Origin of the sequence: Ornithinimicrobium panacihumi (genome assembly GCF_052073805.1) — a bacterium.
GTDB classification, from domain to species: domain Bacteria; phylum Actinomycetota; class Actinomycetes; order Actinomycetales; family Dermatophilaceae; genus Ornithinicoccus; species Ornithinicoccus panacihumi.
In genome coordinates, this window is sequence record NZ_JBQGWG010000035.1 from 1 (window position 1) to 20,762 (window position 20,762).

Below are 20,762 nucleotides of genomic sequence, written 5' to 3' on the forward strand. Positions count from 1 at the left end.
CCCACTGCGCGGGCGCGGGGCCCCTTCCGTTGCCCCGTCGGATAGCGCAGCCCACTCGTGAGACGGCGGGGCTCTACGGGGCGCCCAATCCATTTGGTACGGCGGGCATGGGTGTTGACGGTTGCCCATGGTTTGACCGACCGTGACGCTTGAGGTCGTCGCCTGGGCGAAGGTTCGCGATACAGAGGGAGGGATCTACGCGAACGGGAAGATCTTAGGGAGGTCGATCAGGACCTGGAGGATGGTTCTGCCAGCTTCCGTTCCGATGGCCCCTGCCGCGGACGACATGGCCTGATCCCTCCACTGCGAGAGCCGGCCGCGGGCCGGGTTCGCGGTCGTGAGTTCGTCCTCGATGCCTTCGACTGCCTCAAGGACAGCGGGCACGACCTCGCGGGGCAGGTCAGGATCCTGCAGCATCTCGCGAATCACCTGAAGCTGCTGTATCGCTGCCTGGCGTTGGTCGTTGGTGATGGTGACGTGCTGCACGGTGTGGTCACCGGTCTGGACGGCACCTTGATTGGTGAAGGTGTCTGCCTGGATCCCGACACGTTGGTCATACGTCACCGACCGGGCATGACCCAGGTAGGCATCGGCGAGCGAGAGATCGGGGCGGCCAAGCATCGTCTTGCCCCTGCTGGTGACCTCGCACCGGCTGTGGTTCGAACCCGAAGAATGGATGGAGGAGATCAGGTCCTGTGCCTCGAGCGCATCCATGGCCGCTTCGCGCTCGGACATGCTCACCGGTGGAGTTCCGGGTGCGTGCAGGTCCCACACCTCCCACTCATCACGCAGGAAGTAACCGCGTTCCTCCTCGACCGCCCTCCGGAGGATCTCCCGCGTCGTGCGATCGACCCGGTCCCTGCCGGAGGTCCGGGAGGTGCGCCACCGCTCAGCCGCCCGGCGGCCGGTGCTGCTGATGCGCCAACCGCTGCTCATCCGTTCGCTGTTCCTAGCAAGCCCCAACTCCACGAGAGTGGTCAGAAGATCCAGCACATCCTCTTCGGCAAGCCCTAAGCCCTCGCCAACGGCGAACCGGCTCACCCACTGGTCGGGGCCCAACGGCTGGCTGAGCTCGTCCAAACGGAGCAGCACCGCGGCCGCATCGGGGTCAGACAGAAGGTCCTCTGCGGTTGTCCACATACGCCGCATCCTGCCAGCCGCGACCGACACACTAGCTTCGCTGCATCTCGACAAGGGTGTCGAGATGCAGCGAAGACTGCACGTCCACGCCTCCCAACCTGTCACGATCCACCCCTGCTGTCGGGGCGCTACAAAGTAGCGCGACCTGCGGCAAATCCGGTCGTTTCCATGTCGGCTTGGCCGCCGCGTCATCGTCCGAGACGTCGATCGTGTCGGGCTCAGCGAGGATGGTGCCCATGACACACAGCTTGGGGCTCGAGGGTCGGACAGTACGGGTTGGTGGACAGCCCCGGCGCGCCCTCCTGCAATCCCTTCGCGAGTTCGGCGTACGCCTCAACGCCCACGCCGAGACACTGCTTGAGCACCCAGTGTTTGATAATCCGGAGAGTCGGGATTTGCAGTTGGTCGAGCGAACTGTGCAGCAGCTCGGGCTGTCGGTCGGCGGCACTCAGTCGCAGGTGTTCGAGGCGGCACGGACGCACGGTTTCCAGCTCTGCCCAGTGATCAGCGGCCCGTTCCTCCGGCTGGCAATGATGGACCAGCCAAACGCACCAGACTCCGTCTTGTCTGCGGGTCGGGCGCCAACTGGTGCCATTCACGTGGCGTCGAAACCGCTAAGCAGCGACGAGGCATACCCTAAGGGTTTCTATCTGCGCGTCGTCGACGACGAAGTCTGGCTGAGGGGGTATGGGTGCGACGACACCTATCAATGGGGCCCGGAACAGCGGCTGGCCCTCGTCGCACCTACGGTTGAGCGGTGACGACGATCTTTGATCCTGCGGACCGCGCGCAGACGCCTTTGGTGGCTGATGAGAAGACGATGCTGCTGGGGATGCTGGCATTCCAGCGGGACACGCTTCGGTGGAAATGCTCGGGCCTGACCGCAGAGCAGCTCGCTCTCGAGCACGCGCCAAGCGTGCTGTCGCTCGGGGGCCTGCTCAAGCACCTGGCGGTGGTGGAGTTCTCGTGGGTGCACATGACGTTCGCCCGGGGCGACGACTCACCAGCCTGGCGCACTCAACGGCAGGAGGGGCAGGACGGCTGGAGTCTTCGGACCACTGCCGGGGAGACGCCGCAGGTGCTGTTCGACCGGCTCACGCAGGCGCAGCGGCTCACCGAACGCTTCGTGGGTGAGGCGCCGAGCCTTGAGGCACTGTCCCAGGAGATGCCATACGGAGAGCCCTGCTCGCTGCGGTGGGTCCTGCTGCACCTCGTGCAGGAGTACGGCCGTCACCTGGGCCATGCCGACCTGATCAGAGAAGCGGTCGACGGCACCGTCGGCATCTAGGCCACTGGGTCCACGAGCCCGCTCCAGCACGCTGGGCCACGGCAAGCAGAGAGCCCCGCCTGACCCGTGAATCACCATTTCGCAGGAGCGACACTCGCGCGCGGGTCCGCGATCGGCACGGTGTCCTGCCCTAACGTGGACCGGCGTCCAGGCGGGGCCCAAGCCCCGGCGCCCGGAACGCATCTCAGTGCGTGACCTGCCTTGCCGGGCAGCCGCACCCCCCCGACAGTGGCTGAGTTGCCGCAAGGAGACCAGATGGTCAACGTCATGCTCGCCGGTGGCCTTTCCATGGCCATCGCGCTGCTGTGCACCCCGTTGTTCATCACCTTCTTGGTACGGCGCCGCTACGGACAGTTCATCCGCGACGACCTGACCCACCACCACGTCAAGCGCGGCAAGCCCACGATGGGCGGCGCGGTGATCATCGCAGCCGCGATCGTTGGCTACTTCGCCACCCACGCCAGCCTGTTCGTCCTTGACGCAACGGGCGTGGTGCAGGTGACCCACAGCCGCATCTCGCTCAGCGCACTGCTGGTCCTGTTCCTGCTCACCGGGCTGGGACTGGTCGGCTTCCTGGACGACTACACAAAGATCCGCAAGGAACGCAGTCTTGGTCTGACCTCATGGCAGAAGCTCATCGGTCAGACGGTGGTCACCGTGGTCTTCGCCCTGGCGGCCCTGCTGGCCACCGACGAGCAAGGACGCGCGCGCGCCTCGACCGCGATCTCCTTCGTCCGCGACACCCGCCTCGACCTGGCCTTCGCCGGCCCCGTGGTAGGCGTGATCCTGTTCATCGCGTGGGCCAACGTGCTGATCGCCGGGGCCTCCAACGGCGTCAACATCACCGACGGCCTGGACGGGCTGGCCACCGGGGCCTCGGTCATGGTGTTCGGCGCCTACACGGTCATCGGCATGTGGCAGTACAACCAGAACTGCGAGCTCATGCCAGGCCCAAACTGCTACAACGTGGCCGACGCGCTCGACCTGGCCGTCGTCGCCGCAGCGATCGCCGGCGCCTGCTTCGGGTTCCTGTGGTGGAACGCCTCACCAGCCCAGATCATCATGGGCGACACCGGATCACTGTCCCTGGGCGCTGCCCTGGCCGGGCTGGCGATCCTGACCCACACCCAGCTCCTGCTCGTGATCCTGGGCGGCCTGTTCGTCATCGTGACCTCGTCAGTCATCATCCAGGTCATCAGCTTCAAGCTCACCGGCAAGAGAGTCTTCCGGATGGCACCGCTACACCACCACTTCGAACTGCTCGGCTGGGCCGAGGTCACCATCGTCGCCAGGTTCTGGATCATCGCCGGGATCTGTGTCGCCGCGGGCACGGCCATCTTCTACGGCGAATGGGTCGTCAACCTCTAGCTAACTCCATGCGGCAGAGTCGGTGTTGAGACCGGCTTCGTGTGGCTGGCGCAGGCGGCGGAGTGGGCCTTGCGTATGGATCGTTCGAGTTGGACCTGAGTCTGGTAATCTAAGTGCATGCGCACACACCAAGCCATGACACAGGCGGACGCCTGGGCGTCGGTGGCGGCCTTTGCCGCCGCGGTCGATGCGAGCCTTGATCGGTGGCTGACCCAGACCTATCGCGTCGGACTGACCGAGTACCGCGCGCTGACGCATCTCAGTGCCACTCCCGACAAGGAGCTCCGGATCGCGGCACTAGCGCAGCGGGTTGGGCTGACGTCCACCTCGACGACGCGGCTCGTGAGCCGGCTTGAGGCGAAGGGTTTCGCTCGTCGCGATCTGTGTCAGGACGATGGGCGTGGCGTCTACGCGGTGATCGACGCACCGGGGGAAGACGTTCTCAAGGCTGCGCGCGGCCCTTACGAGGATCGAGTGCGCGAGTTGCTGACCAACGCTTCAAAGCACTTCCCGCACCTGAGCGCGGGCGTCCTGTCGACAACCCTGGGGGAGGTCGCAACCCTGATCAAGCCTTGATGCCCGCGCCGCGCCGCGGGCTATTCTCTTCCAGGTATAGATGCATGTACACACAGTTTGGAGTTCTGCATGGCAACCGAGATCGATCTCTTCGTCGACTACGTCTGCCCGTTCTGCTTCCTCGTCGAGCCAGCGATCGAGGAGCTGAAGAGAGACCGGGACGTCGAGGTGAGAATCCACCCCTTCGAGCTGCGTCCAGATCCGGTTCCCACCCTTCGCCCGGAGGACGACTACCTCACACGCGTGTGGCGCGATGCGGTGTATCCCATGTCGGATCGGGTTGGAGTACCAGTCACCTTGCCGACGGTCTCCCCGCAGCCGCGCACCGAAAAGGCCTTCATGGTGCTCCAGCTCGCACAGGAGTACGGCCGGGCCGAGGCGTACACCGAGGCAATGTTCGGAGCGTTCTTCCAGGACGACCGCGACATCGGCCAGGACGAGGTCATCGTCGAGGTGGCGACCTCGGTCGGTCTCGACCGCGACCAGGTCGTCGCAGCCCTGAGCAGCCCGGAGCGCCGTGACCAGCAGCGCGCCGACCAGGACTACGCGGTCAACACCGTGGGGATCACCTCGGTGCCCAGCATGCTCGTCAACGGCCAACTGCTGCGTGGCGTCCCGTCGGCCGCGCGTCTGAAGAAGGTCGTCGACGAGCTGACCGGCGCCCCTTCCACCACCGGTACGGAGCCGGCGTGACCCCCTCCACCGGCACTCTGCTTCCGCTGATGGAGCAGGCGGTCGCGGACTGCGTGGCGCACGTCGAGGCCGGCGGGCTCCCCTTCGTCGGCGTGCTTGTCGACAATGCGGGCACCCCGATCACCGGAGCGGGCGTCAACCAGGTCCATCACAGTGGCGATCCGACAGCCCACGCGGAGGTGGTCGCGATACGCGAGGCCCTGGCCGCCCGGCCCAGCCTGGCCGGGACGGTGCTCGTGGCTACCGGGGAGCCTTGCGGGCTGTGCTACCGCTTCGCCATCGATCACCACGTCGAGGCCATCTTCGTCGCGGTGGACCGCGACGACGTCGCAAGGCTCGGCTTCGACTACCGCCCCAGCTACGCGGCGTTCGGGATCACCGACGGCACCCGGGCCGCGCTCTTCCGGCCCCTCCCGGTGGATACCGGCGCCGACCCCTTCACCCGCTTCCTGCAGCTGAACACACCCACTCGCCTGCCCGTGCGTCGGCGAACCCCACAGAAAGGAATACCGTCATGAACTGGATCTACCTAGGAATCGCCGTCATCTTCGAGGTAGCCGTCGGCATCGCCGCCGGCAAGGCAGAAGGATTCAAGAACCTCCCCTGGACGATCGCCACCCTCATCAGCGGCGCCATCGCCACCTTCTTCCTCAGCCTTGCACTGCTCACCTTCGATGTCGGAGTCGGCTATGCCCTGTGGACCTCCCTGGCCGGCGTCGGGATCGTCATCATCGGCGCACTCTTTCTCGCCCAGAAACTCACCTGGAAGAAGCTCCTCGGAATCGCCATCGTCATCGGCGGCGTCGTCGGCCTCAACCTCGCCGGCACCGCCTGAACCACACCCGCACTCCAGCGAAGGACTCACCATGACCACCGTTCACACCCCGCCCGCCAACCCAACAAGCGAGTCCACGAGCACGACCGGACCCTGGATCGCCCTCCTCATCGCCGGCGCCTTCGAGGTCGGCTACGCCCTCAGCGTCAACGGCAGCGCCGGCTTCACAGATCCCCTCTGGTCAGCCGTGGCCGTCGTCTTCTTCCTCTTCACGCTCTTCTTCCTCAGCGTCGCCCTGAAGAAGATCGACGTCGGCATCGGCTACGCCGTATGGGCAGGCATCGGCGCCATCGGCGCCGCCGTCCTCGGGCCCGTCTTCTTCGACGAGACCCTCACCCTGACAAAGGGCTTCTGGCTCGCCGTCATCATCGCCGGAGTCGTCTGGCTCAAGCTCGCCGACAGCCCCCAGCTCGCGCCGGAGACCCGGGAGTCCGGAGCCGCCCGAAGCCACCTCCGGGAGCACACCGGCTTTGCCACCAACGACGAACGATGACCAGCTGAACACATCACGCAGGGCCACACCTCTGCCGGGTGACGCCAACCCGTCGTCCGGCAGAGGCACCCTCGCTGACGACTGCTGCCGACGCCTGTGAAGCACGACTCTCGGCGTGACAGCGATCTACCGAGCCTCGGTGCACGCCGATTACCGACATATCCCTGACGAGTGCTCGCTCATCGGCGGATCCGGTCGTCTGCGTCCCTCGGATCGGACCGCGCGCGGTCTGCCCGGCGAGATCTCCTGACGAGAGTGGAGGCGGCCTGTGCGTCTCAACGTGGGGTTATGCCTGTGATCACTTCAGACCATTGCTGCATACAAGTGCCGGTTGTGCAATCTTCGCTGCATCTCGACACGACATCTCGACAGACGACCACTTGTCGAGATGCATTCAAGACTGCACGACGACGTGCGCCGGAGATTGCACGAATGACCATCCAGGTGGACCGACTGAAAACTTCAGTTCACCTCGGACGACTCCCTAGAACGACCAGACTTGATTGGGGTCATCGAAGGCGGCCCGCAACTTTGCCAGATCCCCTGCAGCGGCTAGCGGCGAGTCCTTCGCTACATCGACGATCCCGCTCACGACGGTGTTCAGCCCTTGAGTGTCTCCGGTCTCCAGGGCATGATCCATCGCCCGAAAGAGGCTCTGGAAGACCTCACGACGCTCAAGGAACGCCTCGTCGAAGTAGCGCTGCAGTGTCACCTCCGCGGCTCTAATGGTGGCGATCTCGGTATCACGATAGGTGCGGAGCGCCTCACGCTTGCGCGACTCCTCCGCGTGGATCGCGACGTACTTTCCCGCCGTGTCCACCAGGCGCGTGAGCGCATCGAACGCCTCAGGAGCGGCGACGACAGTCTTCATGTCCATCACCTTCCCCTGGATCGGCTTCTCGTCAGCCATCGCTGTTGTCCTCGTTCATCTCTCGGTACCGGACCCTGAGGATCTCAGATTGCTCGGACAGGTCCCCCCGCTCGTTGATCAGCCGAGCTTGTGCGACGCCCTGCACGCCCCTCACCAACTCGATCGTCTCGCTGAGGGCAGCCATATGCTCGGTCGGGTCGAACGTGAGGGCTTCTAGCCTGTCCATGGCGACTGTGGCCTGTCGTTCGAGTCGCGTCAGCACGTCCGTGAGCTCGTCGGCGCGCTGGACAACCGCGCGCAGTTTCGCGTCCTGAAGGTCCATTTCAGCGCACGCAACCTGGATGTGGGTCGCGAACTCCTCGGCACGGGTCAGTGCCTTGATGCCTTGGACCTTGCAGGTAGAGCCGGCTGCAAGCAAGGTGATCCCACCGACAGCAGTCTTGGTTGCCAGGTTGCCCAAGGCGATCCCACCGCCGCCGTTCTTGAGCGGTCCGCCACCACGAAAGGCCGCTGCAGCCTTCTGTTTCGCGGCGCCCGCAAGATCGGAGACCTTTGCCCCAGTCCCAGCCACGCCGTACTTCTCCACTGCCGTGGTGACGGCACCGGCAGTGCCCAAGCCAGCGAGTGCCGTGTTCGAGGCTCCCGTCAGCCAGCCGGCGACGGCCTCTTCGCGGCCGACAGTGGGGGGCATCAGGGAAAGTGAAACCTCGAGTCCGTCGACGAGGAGCCTGTCGCTCTCCCGCACTTGCTTGGCGTGGGAGCGAAGCCAAACAACCATGCGCTGCACGACGCCAGTGAACGCTTCTCGCTGCAGAGCCGAAAAGTCGATCAGGCGCTGGTTGGCGACCTCGCGCAGATCCTCAGACACGGCAGCCCGGGCCTCATACTGTTGCTTCGCCGCGGCCTGCCGCTCATGTGCAGCAACGAGGTCCCGCGCACCCATGGCTCCCAGACCTGAGCCCACCGCGCCGGCCGCAGTGCCGACGCCGAACAGAGCAGCGGGCACAGCACGGAAGGCTCCGGGAGGCAGGGATGGCATACGCGATTGTGGCACTCTCGAGGAGGAAGCGCCGGCTCCTGAGCTATCCGTGTCGACTAGGTCCTCGTTTGTTCTGGGGCCGATGCATGATCCCGTGGCTCTGCTGTGGGTCGCGGTCGTCGTGGGCATGGGTGATCAGCATGTTGTCCAGACGCCGCGACGATGGCACGGCTGGGTCTCGCGACCCAGCGCGAGACCGGCCTTCCTGGCGAGCACCGGATTACGCGCGGAGGCGCACGCGGCTCGGCAAACGTAGCTGTTGCCGCAAGGTCTGGTGCAGATCAGCGGTCGCCAGTTCACGGTCTTCCAGCGTTGCCGCGAGGGCATAGCCCTGATGCTCATAGGTCGGGTCATTCCGGGCCCATGTCTGCGCCTTGTGGGTGACGGCGATGAGGAAGGTCTCGTCATCGTTCACGAATGAGTTCCGCCCGACCCAACTGCGAAGTTGCAATGTGCTGTGCGTGAAAGTGTTGACGCCCGGCTGCAGGTTGAGCTTCCGCCGGTCGTTGATCAGATCAGCCGGATCGTCGGGGTCTTGTCGCTTCAGAATCTCGGCAAGTTCGTCAGGATCGATGTCCCGATACACGTTGAACTTCATGGTCCCGGCGAGGTACTCCCGTCGCTGGCGCCGAACAGGCGGGTCGAACGCGAGGGCGATGCTGACAACGCGATCACGTCGGCTCCCTTGACGGAAGGCTTCGGGGATCGGCAGGGGGTGAATCTGGACGGTGTCGACTGGCATTTCGCCGTCGTACGTCATGGTCACTCGTCTGGCATCGCTTGTCGTCGCCCTGTCGACGTCGGGGAGGCCCAAGCCGTAGACGCGGTTTCGGCGGTGCAGTTCGGCCAGGGCGGCCGCGGGAGGGGTCGGCGCTGAACCCGCAGCCAAGAGAGCCCTGACGAGGTTTCCTGAGGCGTCGGGATAGGCGTACGCGATGTCGGCCGCCACTCTGGCCACCGCTGGGGCGGCATAGCTGGTCCCGTTCACCGTCGCGAAAATCTGGCCACCGGAACCTCGTGTAGATGTGCTGATGAGCGAGGCACCTAGATCGTTATGCACGACGTTTCCGGTGTCGGATACCACGAGGTTGCCGCCATAGTGCGTAACGTCGGGCTTGTTGGCGCGTCTCGAATTGGTCCCTAGGCCAGGCCCAGTTCTGCTAAAGGGTGCAGCCTCGTCGGCGTCGGCAGCCGCCTGCCAACCGACACGGCCAGGAAGTTCGGCGGGTGCGCCGCTCAGAGCGAGTGCTCCGACGGTCACGGCCAGAGCAGCCGGACCGGGTTCCGACAGTCGATGCTCGTGGGCGAAGAAGAAGTCCGGCTTGTCAGCGATGATGTGGTGCCCGCTTGGAGTTCGGGCCGAGAGGTCGGCAGGAGCGTTCCCGGTCGGCAGAACGACGACGAGGCCTAGCTCACGAACCAGGTCGTCGATCGTCTCCGTGAGTGGCCCGAGGTGGAGGTCGTTGAACGGCTCTGCGTAGCCGATGGACAGGTTGAAGATCCTCACCCCATGAGTGCCGTGGAGGTGACGGATGGCTTCCTCGACCAGAACGTGCGGAGGAGCGTAGGTCGCGAACCGTGGTGCGCCGTCTGGGCGCGCGGGGTCGGGCTCAAGGATCCGAACGACCCGGACACTCCCGATTGCCGAAATCGGCAGGGCATCCCGAAGCTCTTCATGGAGTGCTGGGAAGAGGACGCGTCCGACGACTTCCGTGCCGTGGGTTCCGCGCTGCTGCCATGGGTAGGTAGGCGGCCCTAGTGACTCGTCCGACACAACCAGTCCGCGGAGCAGCGGATGTGCTGACTCGGGCGAGTCGTCAAGCACTCCAACTACCTCGCTCGCTACCTCCGACCGAGAGATCGTCGAAATGTCGAGATCCCTCCAGTCTCGGAAGTCCAAGAACGGGACCGGTGGCGTCCGCGCCAACTCGACCACCGAGGTGTTCAGAAGGTCGTCGAGCCCGGCGGAAGAGACGCTTACCCTCAAATAGCTACGCCTGGCCGAGACTGATCGAAGTAGCACCCGGCCGCCATTTTGGCCCACGATCTGCTCGACGATGCTGGTTCGCCGTTGAGCTTCGCCGTACGTGCCGCTCGGCCAGATGAGGACGTCGACCGTGTGCTGGCCGCTGGTGCTGCCGTCGAGGTCGGCAACGCCAGGTCCGGTGCGGTCGGAGGGTCCGTATGGCTCGATGTCGTCGATCTGGTTGAAGAAGGTCCGCAGTTCTCCGGTTCGGACATATCGCTCGATCGCCTGTTCCAACGAGGCGCCCTGGTCACTGGCGAGCACAAAGTATGTGTAGTCGGTCGACTCGCCGAGAACCTGCAGTCCGCGCCCCTCGAACGAAGAATCCTCAGGTCGGGAACCGGCCTTGATCTTGAATACGAGATCAGGGTCGACGCCAGCATTCAGCTGGCGCGGGGCACGGGCGGTTTGCAGCTGCTGGCGCAGGTGCGTACCGTGCTGGCCACGTGGCCGGTTCGGCGAGCCGCCACCCGCGGGGCTTGATCGTCGCGACTGCAGCGGACGAGGGTTCGGCAGTAGGAGGTGTTCGGGCATCGCGTCACCATGGCCGAGCGGTTATGCCTGGCAGCGCGCGATCCACATCCTCGCCCGTCACGACGGCTGAGTCTCGCAGGAGCGCATTCCGCCGGGCGTCGGTAACTAGCTTCTCTGCGGCGGCGTGAGGTCGCCCCTTAAGCGCGCTGGCATACCGGGGAATCTCAAGTCCAGAGTGCGCGACGCCCCTCAGGCGCAGCCGGAGGACCTGCCGCAGTTGGTGCACAGTCGGCAGCCCCAGGGTGAGTACCTCGTCGAAGCGTCGCCACAGCGCCTCGTCCAGCAGTGCTGGGTGATTCGTTGCGGCCAGCAGCAAACTGGGCCCCCGGTAGCGATCCGTCATTTGGAGAAATGCCGTGACGACCCGCTTCATCTCACCGTGCTCGGATGCATCGTCGCGTGAACGGCCCAACGCATCGAACTCATCGAACAGGACCACGAACGGCGCCTGGTCGGCGTATTCGAAGACTCGACGGAGGTTGCTCGCAGTCTCGCCCAAGTACGAGGAGACCACCGCATCCAGCCTGACTATTAGAAGCGGTCGCCCCAACTCAGCCGCGACCGCCTCCGCCGCCGTCGTCTTGCCGCACCCGGGCGGGCCCTGGAGAAGAAGACGCTGGCGTCTCGGCACACCGGCGGCGTCCAAGGCTGGCCACTGGCGCACCTCTTCGACGAGATTTTCCAGCGCCGACATTGTGGTCTCGTTCAGTACGAGATCGTCCAAGAGACGGTCGGGCTCCCGAACCTCGCCTAAGTCCCACTCGCCTTCGCGGTCCTTGGGTGGTGCGGGCACGACGATCGTCGAGCCAGGGTCGATGGAACCACCGCCCGCAACGAGAAGCTTTTGGAGATCGCGGGCAAGCGCGTTGTGGTGCTTGGCCTGCTCCTCCTCGATGATCTCCATGGCGGCTCGACGGAAGGCCAACTCATCGCGCGCATGGAACGCGCGAAAGATCTCCTTCAAGTGTCGGCCGGCCACGAACTCATCCTAGAGCCGGGGTCAGACTGGCCAGGGACGTCCGCCGCGGTGGCGTGTTCACCGTCCTCGGAGACTTTGTGCGAGCCGCTGCCTGACATCATCGCTGGTTGAGGGTCAACGGCACGGCAGTGCCGGCTGGGGGCCGGCGCCGGCGGATGCACTCGTCGTCACGCTCGCTGGAGGAGGGCGTGGGTGAGCCCGCGCCGCTGCCTGTCGTCGAGGGAGGCTTCGAACTGGCGGTAGCGGGCTCGGTCCTTGGCGGTGGGCGTTCTTCCTCGCCAGCCTGGTGAGAGGTCGAGGTGGGCGTGGGCGACGTGGACCCACTGCCAGGTCAGGCCAAGGTTGTAGGTACCGTGCCGGGTACCGGGGCGGTAGCGGCGGGCCCATTCGGCGAACCAGCGGCTCATCCCGAGACGATGCCGGATCTTGACCTCGAGAGCGCGGTAGTTCTCACGGGGTGTCTCTTCGATGGCTCGCCAGATCCGAGCCTCCCATTCGTCCGCGGTGACGAGCATGGTCGCCGAACAGGCCCGGGCGCAGCGCACCCCCATCGGGCCGGGCATGCCCAAGGCTGCGGCGGCCGATGCCCAGGACTTGATGTCCGGGTGCAGCCGCGCCAGCGACAGGGAGCCGAAGAGGCGCACGGTGGCTTCGCTGGAGTCGGAGGCGCCGGCGAGTTGCTCGAGGTATTGCTCGTGCGGGATGACCTGGGGGATGGCGAGCAGGTTGATCGACCTACGCGCTCCGTCGGATTGGGGGGTGTCGAGGTGGTGGGACAGGCGTCGGTGCGGGGCGCGGGCGGCCATGACGAGCCGAGTGAGGGTGGGAGTCATGACGGTGCGGTCGGAGAGCCATCCGAGCCGGCTGTCGGTCATGGTGGGGGCGTGCAGGACCCACGCGGACAGGGTGTCCGCGCCGCTGTGCCGGTCGGGGGCGGTCAGGATCTGGTCGGCCAGGGTGAGGACTTGGGCGCGCAGGGGTGGGTCGGCGGGTGGGCTCAGGCCCCACCGGGGGCCTCGGGTGTGGGTGCGGGCGGTGGCTTCGGCGCGGATGCTGGGCACCCAGGGGGCGAGGTGCTCGGTGCCGTCCTGGCTGGCCAGGTGCAGCAGCAGCACGGCCAGGTGGTGCAGGTCGGCCAGGTAGTCCTCGGCGCTGCTGGGCCGTCCCAGGACGGTGATGGGCTGCCCGGCCAGCGCGGTGTCGACGCGGCGTTGCCGGTCCAGGTGGCTGGTGGTGGCCTGCGTGGCGGTCACGGTGGCCAGGTCGAGCTGGCAGCGGGGCCCGGGGCCGTAGCCGGTGCCGGTGGGGTTGCCGCACAGGGTGGTGGCACCGACCGGGCGCAGGTGCTGGTGGCGGGTGTCGCGCAGCGGCCGGTGGCATCCGGGGCAGGTGATGATCAGGTGGCGGGCGTGCAGGGTGCAGGTGGTGACGGTCAGCAGCCGCCAGGTCGTGGACCAGGCGCCGGTGGCGGCCAGGCACCCGGGGCAGGCCTGGGTGTGGCCGAGCTGGATCCAGCCTTGGGCGGCGACCTGCCGGTGACCGTAGCGGCCAGCCGTAGTCAGGGCCGGGACGGTGGGCAGCTCGGAGAGCACGGTGGTGGCGAGCTGGGCGGGGTCGATGTCGGCCAGGGCGGCGATGGTGGCCAGCAGGGCGGGGTCGGGGGCGAGGGTGAGGTAGCGGGTGGGGGCGCCGCTGACCCGGCGCAGGTAGGCGGCCAGGGCGGTGGTGGTGAGCTGGTTGGCGTCGGCCAGGTGCTCCAGGTAGGAGTCGAGGGCTTGTCCTGGCCGGGGCGCGACCCGGACGGGAAGCGGCCCGGTCATGGCCCGGTGTCATGGTCGGGGCCGCTGTCAGGGTGCGGGCTGCTGCGGGTGATGGACAGGCAGGCGGTGAGCAGTCCGCTCAGGTCGGGCCAGTCGTGCAGGGCCTGGTCGTACAGGTCGATGCGTACCTGTTCGGCGCCGTGGCGGGTGGTGAAGGTCGCGATCAGGTGGCAGCAGTCCCACACCTGCCAGGTCGTGCCCGGCTGCGAGGTTGGGGGGGCTGGTGTGTTGTTCATGAGGTCCTCGCAGCCGTGGCGGGGCGGGCCGGGGCCAGGTGGGGGCTGGCCAGGGTCAGGTCGGGGCCGGTGAGCAGCTGCTGAGCGTGCTCGTGCAGGGCCAGGCGGGTCTCGGGGTCGATGGCCTGGTCGAAGAGGTGGACGGTGCCGGTGCGGACCAGGGGGTAGGGGCTGGTCCACATGGGCCCGCGGGTGGTGTGCACCCACATCCAGCCCCAGGCGAGCAGGTCGCCCGGGACGCCGTTGATAGCGGGGAGCCGGTTCTCGGGCAGGGCGAGGCGGGGTCGGCGGCGCGCCACGGACAGGGTGGCGCGGCGGGCCTGGTAGTCGATGATCCCGTCGTCGATGAGGGCGGCGGCCCCGGCACGCAGCAGTGCCGCGTGCGGGCCGCGGATGCCGGCGTGGGCGCGCAGCCCGTCCAGGTCGTCGTCGCTCTCTGTGTCTGCCGTGCCCAGGTGCAGGCAGGCGGTGGCCGCCGACCCGGGGCCGCCGGTGGCCAGGTCCAGGAGCATGGACAGCCCGACCGCGGCCAGGTGGGCCGGCCGCCACCGGTCGGGGTGGGGGATGGTCTCATCGCCAGGCACGGGCAGGAACGCGGGGACGTGCCGGGGTGCCAGGCCGGTGGTGGCGGCCAGGGTGGCCAGGTCGGTGATGAGGGATTCCAGACCGGGCAGGTCTTCGGGGTGGGAGCCTGGTGGCTGGGGCCGTCGTGCCGGGCGCCGTGGTGCGGGCGGGGGTGGCACGCCCGGGGCGCGTGGGCCGTCGTGGAGCAGCTGGCGGAACCATGTCTTGGTGTGCCGGGGCCCCAGGGCGGGCCTGGCGGTGAGCAGAAGGGTGGCGACCGTGCCGGGGTCGGGGCTGGGGTGGTTCCCCCACGCCCTGGCCGCATCGAGGTCGAGGGCCAGGTCGGTGGTGGCGGCCCGGGGTGGCCAGGTGGGGGTGATGGTGCCAGCGAGGCCGGCGCAGGTGCGCCGGTAGTGCGAGAGGGTGTCGCGGGCGCCGATGGACCCGCTGCTGGCCTTCTGGAGCAGGTGCTGCAGGCGGGCGATCAGCTCGAGCAGCTCGGGCGGCGCAGGGTGGATGCCGGGCCCTGCGCCGGGATAGTGCAGGAGCACCTGGCAGCGGGCGCAGGCGGGGGTGAGGGCCAGGCGCCAGGCCAGGGCCCGGTACCCGGTGCGTTCGGTGCAGACCGGGCAGGACCAGGTGACCGAGTCGTGCAGGCGCCACCCGTGCCGCAGCAGGACGCCGGTGCCGCGGATGCTGGGGCGCAGGTCGGCCAGGGTCATGGCACGGACCTGCCCGGCGGGCAGGGCGGCGGCGGTGCTGACCCGGTCGATGAGCCCGGGCGGGGCTTGGGCGTCGGCGAACCCCGGTGGCAGCAGGTGGCGCGGGTGGATCCCGTTGGCCTCGGCCAGGCGGACGGCGTAGCTGGAGAGGGCCTCACCGGGTTCGGGATGGGGCCGCACGGGCCAGGGCTGGTCAGGACGCATCGGCGTTCTTGGCTTTCCGGGCGGCGCGGCGGTTGGACTGAGCCGCCGCCGTGACCATGTCGGCTTCTGCCGCCGCGGCGCGGGCGGACAGGGCCACGGCGTCGAGCCGGTGCCGGGTGAGGTCGTCCTCGGCGTCGTCGAACGCGCCGAGCAGGGATTCGACGAGCAGGGTAAGGGTGTCGCCGACGTAGCCCTGGGTACGTCGCCAGACCGGGCCGGCGTAGGCGTGGGAGAAGGTGCCGGGCGGGATCGTGTCGAAGTAGGGCAGCAGCAGCTGCTCTAGGTCGACGAGCAGCTGCTGCCAGTCCCGGCGCCCGGCGGGGGTGGTGATCTCGAACGGGGCCAGGGCGATCTTGTCCAGCCGGCCGGCGATCTGGGGGTCGGTGTACAGCGGCCCGCCCTCGAGGTTGGCCCCGACCAGGACCAGGGTGCCGCCGAGCTCGCCGAGCTCGGTGTTGAGGAACTTCAGGTAGTCCAGGACGTTGCGGCCTTCGACGCTGCCGGTGTTGAGCATGTGGACGTCGTCGACGATCAGCAACCGCACGCCGTGGGTGGCCAGGACGGTCACGACCCGGCTGGTGGTGACTCGGATCAGTCCTTCGGAGGGGTAGCCCAGGTAGGCCAGGATCGCGGCGTTGATGTCTTTGATCTTTGCCGCGGCCCGCAGGGTGATGTAGACCTGCGGGATCCAGGAGGCGGACTGGTCCGGGCGGGGGTTCCACACCGGCAGGCTGACCGGGTCGGGCAGTGCGACCTGGGCGCGGTAGCGTCCGTGCGCCCAGGCCTTGATGAAGGTGGACTTGCCGACGGCGAACGGGGCGCTCAGCCCGATCACGGACTTCGCGCCGGGCGGGCGGTGGTCGTTGCGTGCCAGCAGGAGGTCCAGCCGTACCCGGGCCCGCTGGGTCAGGACCGAGGGCACCACGGCGGTGGGCAGGATCGTTCTCAGCTGCGTCCGGTAGGCCTGCTGCTCGGCCGGGGCCAGCGCGTCGAACCGCGCGGTGGGCATGGGCTCGGGCAAGTCGGGCGGGGGCGTGAGGGCCTGGGCGTGCCACATCAGGGCATCCATCACCCGGCCTCGTCGGACAGGTAGTCCGGCCAGGGGGCCTCGAAGTCCAGGACGACCCCGTCGATCGTGGCCTGCCCGGGGGCGGGGTTGGCCTCGGGCAGGTTGCGGGGCTGGCCGAGGGACGCGCGTGTCTGCAGGAGCTCGTGGGCGGTCGCGACTTCGGCGTGGTCGGTCTGGGCCTGTTCCCAGCGGATCCGGGCCGCGGACATCTTGGTGCGCCATTCCTCGCTGGAGGGGGTGGTGGTGAGCTCGCCGATCTCGTCGATGATCTGCCGCATGACGGTGGTGCGGTTCAGTGCCCGGTTGCCGCCGCGTTCTTTGATGCGGGCCAGGGCCCGGTCGCGCACGACATCGACCAGGGGTGCGTGGATCAGGTGCCGGCCCCGCCACCCGATCTCGTGGATGCGGTCGGTGTCGGGGTGTCGGAACCACAACCGGGTCACGTCGCGGGGGTCGTAGTGGAAGGGCACGGCGTTGTCCTTGTCCCGGAACCTGCCGGGGCGGACGTCGCGGAACTCTTCAAGGACCTCGTCGTCGTAGGTCAGGTCGCGGTACTCGACGCCGGCGTGCCGGACCCTCAGCCACCGGATGGGCAGGAACTGGTAGATCAGGTCGGGGTGCTGAGGGACCAGGAGCCTGCCGGTGGCCTCGCTCATGGCGTCGAACATCTCCAGGGGGGTGAGGCGCATGCCGGGGGCGCCGGGCAGCACGAGGCCGCTGTGGGGTTGGCGGTGGTAGTCCAGGGCGATGAACTGGCGCAGCCGGGTGCCGAGCTCCTCGGCGGTGCACAGGGGTTCGTCGGCGATGACCCCGACGTAGGTGCCGCGCTCGTGCACGGCCCGTCCTTTGAACCCTGGTTGTTGTTGGTAGAAGCGTTGGTAGGTCTCGTGGAGGCGTTCGACGTGGGGGTTGTCGGTGGGCTTTTTGCCTCGGGAGAGCATCAGGGTGATGCCGAACTGCTCGAGCAGGGTGCGGAACTGGGTGCCGACGAAGATGGATCCGTGGTCGCTGCGCAGGCTGCTCGGGGTCAGCCCGGGGATCTGGTGGTCTCCGCGCAGGTGCTGGTCGGGTTTGGCGACGGGTCGTCGCCCGGTGTGGGTGGGGTTGCCGCTCAGGTCCAGGGAGGCGGGGATTCCGGTCCAGCGCCAGTCGTCGATGTTGCCGTCGTCGCTGACGTGCATGGCGTGGCTGCGCATGGCGTCGTAGAGCAGCAGGCTGATGTCGACGCCGTTGGCGGAGCGGGGGAAGATCCGCAGTGCGGTGACCACGCGCGTGGAGACCGACAAGATGGTGCCGATCTCGACCGACAGCGGCCGTTCGTGCAGCGGGTCGTAGACCAGGTTGTCCCCGCGGGTCAGGTCGGTGGCGCAGTGTCCCGGGTGGTGGGCCGGGTAGCTGGTGCGGGCGCTGACGGTGCGCAGTGACCGGGACTTGTGGGCGCGGGTGGTGCGGCCCAGGGCCCGGTAGTGGTGGGAGAGGAACTGGGCGGTCAGCCGTTGCGGCAGGTTGTCCGCGGTGATGTTCTCCTGCTTGAGCCGCACCCTGATACGGCGCTCGATCTCTTGCAGATTGACCGCGCTGGTGGTCCCGTCAAACCGTGCAAACTCCTCTTCTGCGATCTGACGGAAGCGTGGGGGGAGCGACTCGAAGCCCTCTTTGGCCCGGGTCGAACGTTTGTCGACTAATCCTCTCAGGCCCTCCCTGACCCACTCTTGGTCCCAGTAGTGCATGGCGCGTGCCTTGATCGCCCCGGATCGAAGTTCGCCTTCGTATACGCGGCGCATGATCTGCCGGTCGGCGTGCCGCTCGAACGTGACGACTTTGGCCATGGCTTCGTAGCGGGCTGTCAGGGCGACTCCGTAGGTGTCCCCGAAGGGATAGAAGGGCTCACCGGGCTGGGCCAGCTCGGACAGACCATGTCGGTATCCGGTGCGGGCCTCGAGGACGCACTCGAGCTTGAAGAGAGCCTTTTCACGCGCGGCCTCGCTGATGGTGTGCCACCACGGCAACAAGGAAACGTGCTCCGCCTGCACCCCTCGTGCGGTCATGCTGCGAACGGCGAGCTGGGAGAAGGGGATGGTGATCGTGGAGCCAGTCGCGTCGCGCAGGTCTACCTCGTGCCTGCCCACAGCGATCACCAGTGCCGGCCCCCGCTCGGTCAGGACGCGGGTTCCCAAGTGGATGTCAACGGTGCCTGGCCAGTCACTCATGAAGCTCTGCCCAGACGATCGGGGTGGTACGGGTCAGTGGTTGGTCGAGATCGAGTCCGATCGAACCGGTCCAGCACAGGTGCCACAGAGCGGAGGTCAGGTGTCCTGCGCCGTGGTCTGCATCCAGGACGTCACCGATCCGCGCGCCCATCGCCGTAGCGAGGGCACGCAGCTCGGGGGTGGCGGCACCGACCCAGGGGCCGGGGTGACGGTAGGCGCTGAGCCAGCGAAGATTGCCTGCCCGGACCGGCCCGTGGCCATGGTGGATCTGGTAGTCCCAGGACAACTGGTCGCAGGCCCGTCGGGTGGCGGCGGCGGCCGCCTGGAACTTGGAGTCCTGTCTGGGTGTGGGTCGCGCGTCCCACACGGTGACCTGGCCGTCGGTATCGAGGCTGAGCAGGTCCGGGGTGTGGGGCCTGCGACGGGACGATCCTGGAAGCCGGTAGTGCAGCCGAAACGGCTGGGCGACCAGCCACACCACGGCGCGGTCCCGGTCAAGGTCCAGCAGCAGCTCATGCTCGAGGCCGGACTCGACGAGGACCACACTCCCGGTGGTGCAGCAGTGCGCGTGCACCGGCACGTGCCGGTGCTTCTCCGAGGAGGAGGGTCGCCGGACCGAGGCCAGTGAGCGCGGCTCAGGCGATCCCTGCTCCCAGTCCCACGAGAGGGTCTGGTCCGCGACCCGGACGGTGAGCTGCGGTAACCCGACCAGCTCGAAGGCTGGCCCAGAGCAGGGCGTGGCTCTAGAATCGGACATCGACGGTCTTTCGCTTGTTGAGCAGGCGTGCATCAGGACCGTCGTCGAGGGCGTACCGGGTGCAACCGGTGCGCCCTCATTCTTGCGTTCGAGGACGCGGCTTCCGGACTCTGGTCCGCTTCGCACCTTACGCTCAACTCAGGGGCCGCACAAGACATACGGCTAGTCGGATCTTGGACGTCCCTGCATACTTATGCATCGCTGAACCCCTGATGTTCCGACATAAACGGCGTAACATACGAGTGGTGAGGGCGAATCCGCAGGTCAGAACAGGTAGTCGTATGTCTGGCTCATGTCCTAGTGTGGTGCTCGAGCGCGGCGCCCGTAGAGGAGAACCATGGACCAGAGACCGACACCGGCAACCCCTGGCCGGCGGGTCCGTGAGGTGGGGTCGGTGAAGAAGACCCTGCAGACACAGCTGGGCGGGGCGGAAGATCCTGGCCTTGAAAGGCTGCTCGGGGCCTTGGAGTCGTGCCTGGAGCCCGCCCGTACCTATCGCTGCCTCAACCCGGTGTGCGACCGGCCCTGCGTCCTGGGTTCCGGGCAGGAGGCTGGGCGTCCTTCCCGCTTCTGCTCCCGCAACTGTCGGCAGGCGTTCGACCGCGTCCAGGCCCGGCTCACGTGGGAGGTGGCGGTGATCAGCTCTACGCTGGAGGGCGCCGAACCTATCGGCTACCAGCAGCGGCAGGTGCTGTCCTCAGCGTTGGCGCACCGCCGATGGGCGTTGATGCGCTATCCCTCGCGCCACAGTGAGACGTAGCAGCTCTACCGCCTAGCCGTGCAGGAGGCGCGCATACCCTACCCAGGACGCCCGTCCTACCCGGACCCGCTTCCGGAGTTCCGCGGCACCGCCACGGTCCGACAGACCCCGGCCCAGCGGGAGGCACTGCTGTCATTCTGCGCGGAGCAGTACCGGGCCGGACGGTCCCTGCGAGAGCTCGCGGCGCTGACTGACAGGTCTCAAAGTGCGGTGCGGCGCGCGTTGGCTCAGGCCGGAGACCCACTGCGCGGGCGCGGGGCCCCTTCCGTTGCCCCGTCGGATAGCGCAGCCCACTCGTGAGACGGCGGGGCTCTACGGGGCGCCCAATCCATTTGGTACGGCGGGCATGGGTGTTGACGGTTGCCCATGGTTTGACCGACCGTGGCGCTTGAGGTCGTCGCCTGGGCGAAGGTTCGCGATACAGAGGGAGGGATCTACGCGAACGGGAAGATCTTAGGGAGGTCGATCAGGACCTGGAGGATGGTTCTGCCAGCTTCCGTTCCGATGGCCCCTGCCGCGGACGACATGGCCTGATCCCTCCACTGCGAGAGCCGGCCGCGGGCCGGGTTCGCGGTCGT

At 67.5% G+C, this 20,762-nt stretch carries 22 protein-coding genes; 10 read left to right on the plus strand and 12 right to left on the minus strand.

Annotation, left to right across the window (positions count from 1 at the left end; genetic code table 11):
* Nucleotides 1-195: 195 nt before the first annotated feature.
* The gene (locus ACTMMA_RS17625) at nucleotides 196-1,140 is read right to left on the minus strand and encodes a hypothetical protein (RefSeq protein WP_441191396.1); all 945 of its coding nucleotides are present in this window, start codon (nucleotides 1,138-1,140) and stop codon (nucleotides 196-198) included.
* A gap of 31 nt (nucleotides 1,141-1,171) precedes the next feature.
* A complete protein-coding gene (locus ACTMMA_RS17630) occupies nucleotides 1,172-1,378 on the minus strand; it encodes a hypothetical protein (protein ID WP_441191397.1) in 207 nt (68 codons plus the stop codon).
* Here ACTMMA_RS17630 and ACTMMA_RS17635 point away from each other — a divergent pair.
* From ACTMMA_RS17635 to ACTMMA_RS17670, 8 genes are all read left to right on the plus strand, one after another.
* Nucleotides 1,377-1,901, plus strand: coding sequence for a hypothetical protein (locus ACTMMA_RS17635; protein ID WP_441191398.1), 525 nt, complete (start codon nucleotides 1,377-1,379; stop codon nucleotides 1,899-1,901). The genes ACTMMA_RS17630 and ACTMMA_RS17635 overlap by 2 nt on opposite strands.
* Nucleotides 1,898-2,428, plus strand: coding sequence for a DinB family protein (locus ACTMMA_RS17640; protein WP_441191399.1), 531 nt, complete (start codon nucleotides 1,898-1,900; stop codon nucleotides 2,426-2,428). Before ACTMMA_RS17635 ends, ACTMMA_RS17640 begins: the two co-directional genes overlap by 4 nt.
* A gap of 255 nt (nucleotides 2,429-2,683) precedes the next feature.
* Entirely contained in the window at nucleotides 2,684-3,796 is a 1,113-nt protein-coding gene (gene mraY, locus ACTMMA_RS17645; protein WP_441191400.1) for a phospho-N-acetylmuramoyl-pentapeptide-transferase, read from the plus strand.
* Between the two features lie 135 nt (nucleotides 3,797-3,931).
* A complete protein-coding gene (locus ACTMMA_RS17650) occupies nucleotides 3,932-4,372 on the plus strand; it encodes a MarR family winged helix-turn-helix transcriptional regulator (RefSeq protein WP_441191401.1) in 441 nt (146 codons plus the stop codon).
* Nucleotides 4,373-4,441: 69 nt separating this feature from the next.
* Nucleotides 4,442-5,065 carry a DsbA family oxidoreductase gene (locus ACTMMA_RS17655; protein ID WP_441191402.1) on the plus strand — a complete coding sequence of 208 codons (624 nt, stop codon included), beginning with the start codon at nucleotides 4,442-4,444 and terminating at the stop codon, nucleotides 5,063-5,065.
* A complete protein-coding gene (locus ACTMMA_RS17660; RefSeq protein WP_441191403.1) occupies nucleotides 5,062-5,583 on the plus strand; it encodes a nucleoside deaminase in 522 nt (173 codons plus the stop codon). The genes ACTMMA_RS17655 and ACTMMA_RS17660 overlap by 4 nt, the downstream gene beginning before the upstream one ends.
* Nucleotides 5,580-5,900: a DMT family transporter gene (locus tag ACTMMA_RS17665; protein ID WP_441191404.1), complete on the plus strand. Its 321-nt coding sequence runs from the start codon at nucleotides 5,580-5,582 to the stop codon at nucleotides 5,898-5,900. The genes ACTMMA_RS17660 and ACTMMA_RS17665 overlap by 4 nt, the downstream gene beginning before the upstream one ends.
* 31 nt (nucleotides 5,901-5,931) lie before the next feature.
* Nucleotides 5,932-6,393 carry a DMT family transporter gene (locus tag ACTMMA_RS17670; protein WP_441191405.1) on the plus strand — a complete coding sequence of 154 codons (462 nt, stop codon included), beginning with the start codon at nucleotides 5,932-5,934 and terminating at the stop codon, nucleotides 6,391-6,393.
* Nucleotides 6,394-6,877: 484 nt separating this feature from the next.
* Here ACTMMA_RS17670 and ACTMMA_RS17675 read toward each other — a convergent pair whose 3' ends face one another.
* From ACTMMA_RS17675 to ACTMMA_RS17720, 10 genes are all read right to left on the minus strand, one after another.
* Nucleotides 6,878-7,303, minus strand: a complete 426-nt coding sequence (locus tag ACTMMA_RS17675; protein ID WP_441191406.1) for a hypothetical protein — start codon at nucleotides 7,301-7,303, stop codon at nucleotides 6,878-6,880.
* Nucleotides 7,296-8,270, minus strand: coding sequence for a hypothetical protein (locus ACTMMA_RS17680; RefSeq protein WP_441191407.1), 975 nt, complete (start codon nucleotides 8,268-8,270; stop codon nucleotides 7,296-7,298). The genes ACTMMA_RS17675 and ACTMMA_RS17680 overlap by 8 nt, the downstream gene beginning before the upstream one ends.
* Nucleotides 8,271-8,523: 253 nt before the next feature.
* Nucleotides 8,524-10,863 (minus strand): S8 family serine peptidase, encoded by a 2,340-nt coding sequence (locus ACTMMA_RS17685; protein WP_441191408.1) that lies wholly within the window; start codon nucleotides 10,861-10,863, stop codon nucleotides 8,524-8,526.
* Between the two features lie 4 nt (nucleotides 10,864-10,867).
* Nucleotides 10,868-11,842 (minus strand): AAA family ATPase, encoded by a 975-nt coding sequence (locus ACTMMA_RS17690; protein ID WP_441191409.1) that lies wholly within the window; start codon nucleotides 11,840-11,842, stop codon nucleotides 10,868-10,870.
* Nucleotides 11,843-12,009: 167 nt separating this feature from the next.
* Nucleotides 12,010-13,662, minus strand: coding sequence for a TniQ family protein (locus tag ACTMMA_RS17695; RefSeq protein WP_441191410.1), 1,653 nt, complete (start codon nucleotides 13,660-13,662; stop codon nucleotides 12,010-12,012).
* A complete protein-coding gene (locus tag ACTMMA_RS17700) occupies nucleotides 13,659-13,898 on the minus strand; it encodes a hypothetical protein (RefSeq protein ID WP_441191411.1) in 240 nt (79 codons plus the stop codon). Before ACTMMA_RS17700 ends, ACTMMA_RS17695 begins: the two co-directional genes overlap by 4 nt.
* On the minus strand, nucleotides 13,895-15,388 hold the full coding sequence (locus ACTMMA_RS17705; protein WP_441191412.1) for a TniQ family protein: 1,494 nt from the start codon (nucleotides 15,386-15,388) through the stop codon (nucleotides 13,895-13,897). The genes ACTMMA_RS17700 and ACTMMA_RS17705 overlap by 4 nt, the downstream gene beginning before the upstream one ends.
* Entirely contained in the window at nucleotides 15,378-16,457 is a 1,080-nt protein-coding gene (locus tag ACTMMA_RS17710; RefSeq protein ID WP_441191413.1) for a TniB family NTP-binding protein, read from the minus strand. Before ACTMMA_RS17710 ends, ACTMMA_RS17705 begins: the two co-directional genes overlap by 11 nt.
* Complete coding sequence (locus ACTMMA_RS17715; RefSeq protein WP_441191414.1) at nucleotides 16,457-18,634, minus strand: hypothetical protein; 2,178 nt, start codon at nucleotides 18,632-18,634, stop codon at nucleotides 16,457-16,459. Before ACTMMA_RS17715 ends, ACTMMA_RS17710 begins: the two co-directional genes overlap by 1 nt.
* A 25-nt stretch (nucleotides 18,635-18,659) precedes the next feature.
* Nucleotides 18,660-19,424 (minus strand): TnsA-like heteromeric transposase endonuclease subunit, encoded by a 765-nt coding sequence (locus tag ACTMMA_RS17720; RefSeq protein WP_441191415.1) that lies wholly within the window; start codon nucleotides 19,422-19,424, stop codon nucleotides 18,660-18,662.
* A 394-nt stretch (nucleotides 19,425-19,818) separates the two neighbouring features.
* On the opposite strand from ACTMMA_RS17720, the gene ACTMMA_RS17725 reads away from it, so the two are divergent.
* On the plus strand, nucleotides 19,819-20,184 hold the full coding sequence (locus tag ACTMMA_RS17725; RefSeq protein WP_441191416.1) for a hypothetical protein: 366 nt from the start codon (nucleotides 19,819-19,821) through the stop codon (nucleotides 20,182-20,184).
* Nucleotides 20,185-20,202: 18 nt separating this feature from the next.
* On the plus strand, nucleotides 20,203-20,484 hold the full coding sequence (locus ACTMMA_RS17730) for a helix-turn-helix domain-containing protein (RefSeq protein ID WP_441191417.1): 282 nt from the start codon (nucleotides 20,203-20,205) through the stop codon (nucleotides 20,482-20,484).
* Nucleotides 20,485-20,762 lie beyond the last annotated feature (278 nt).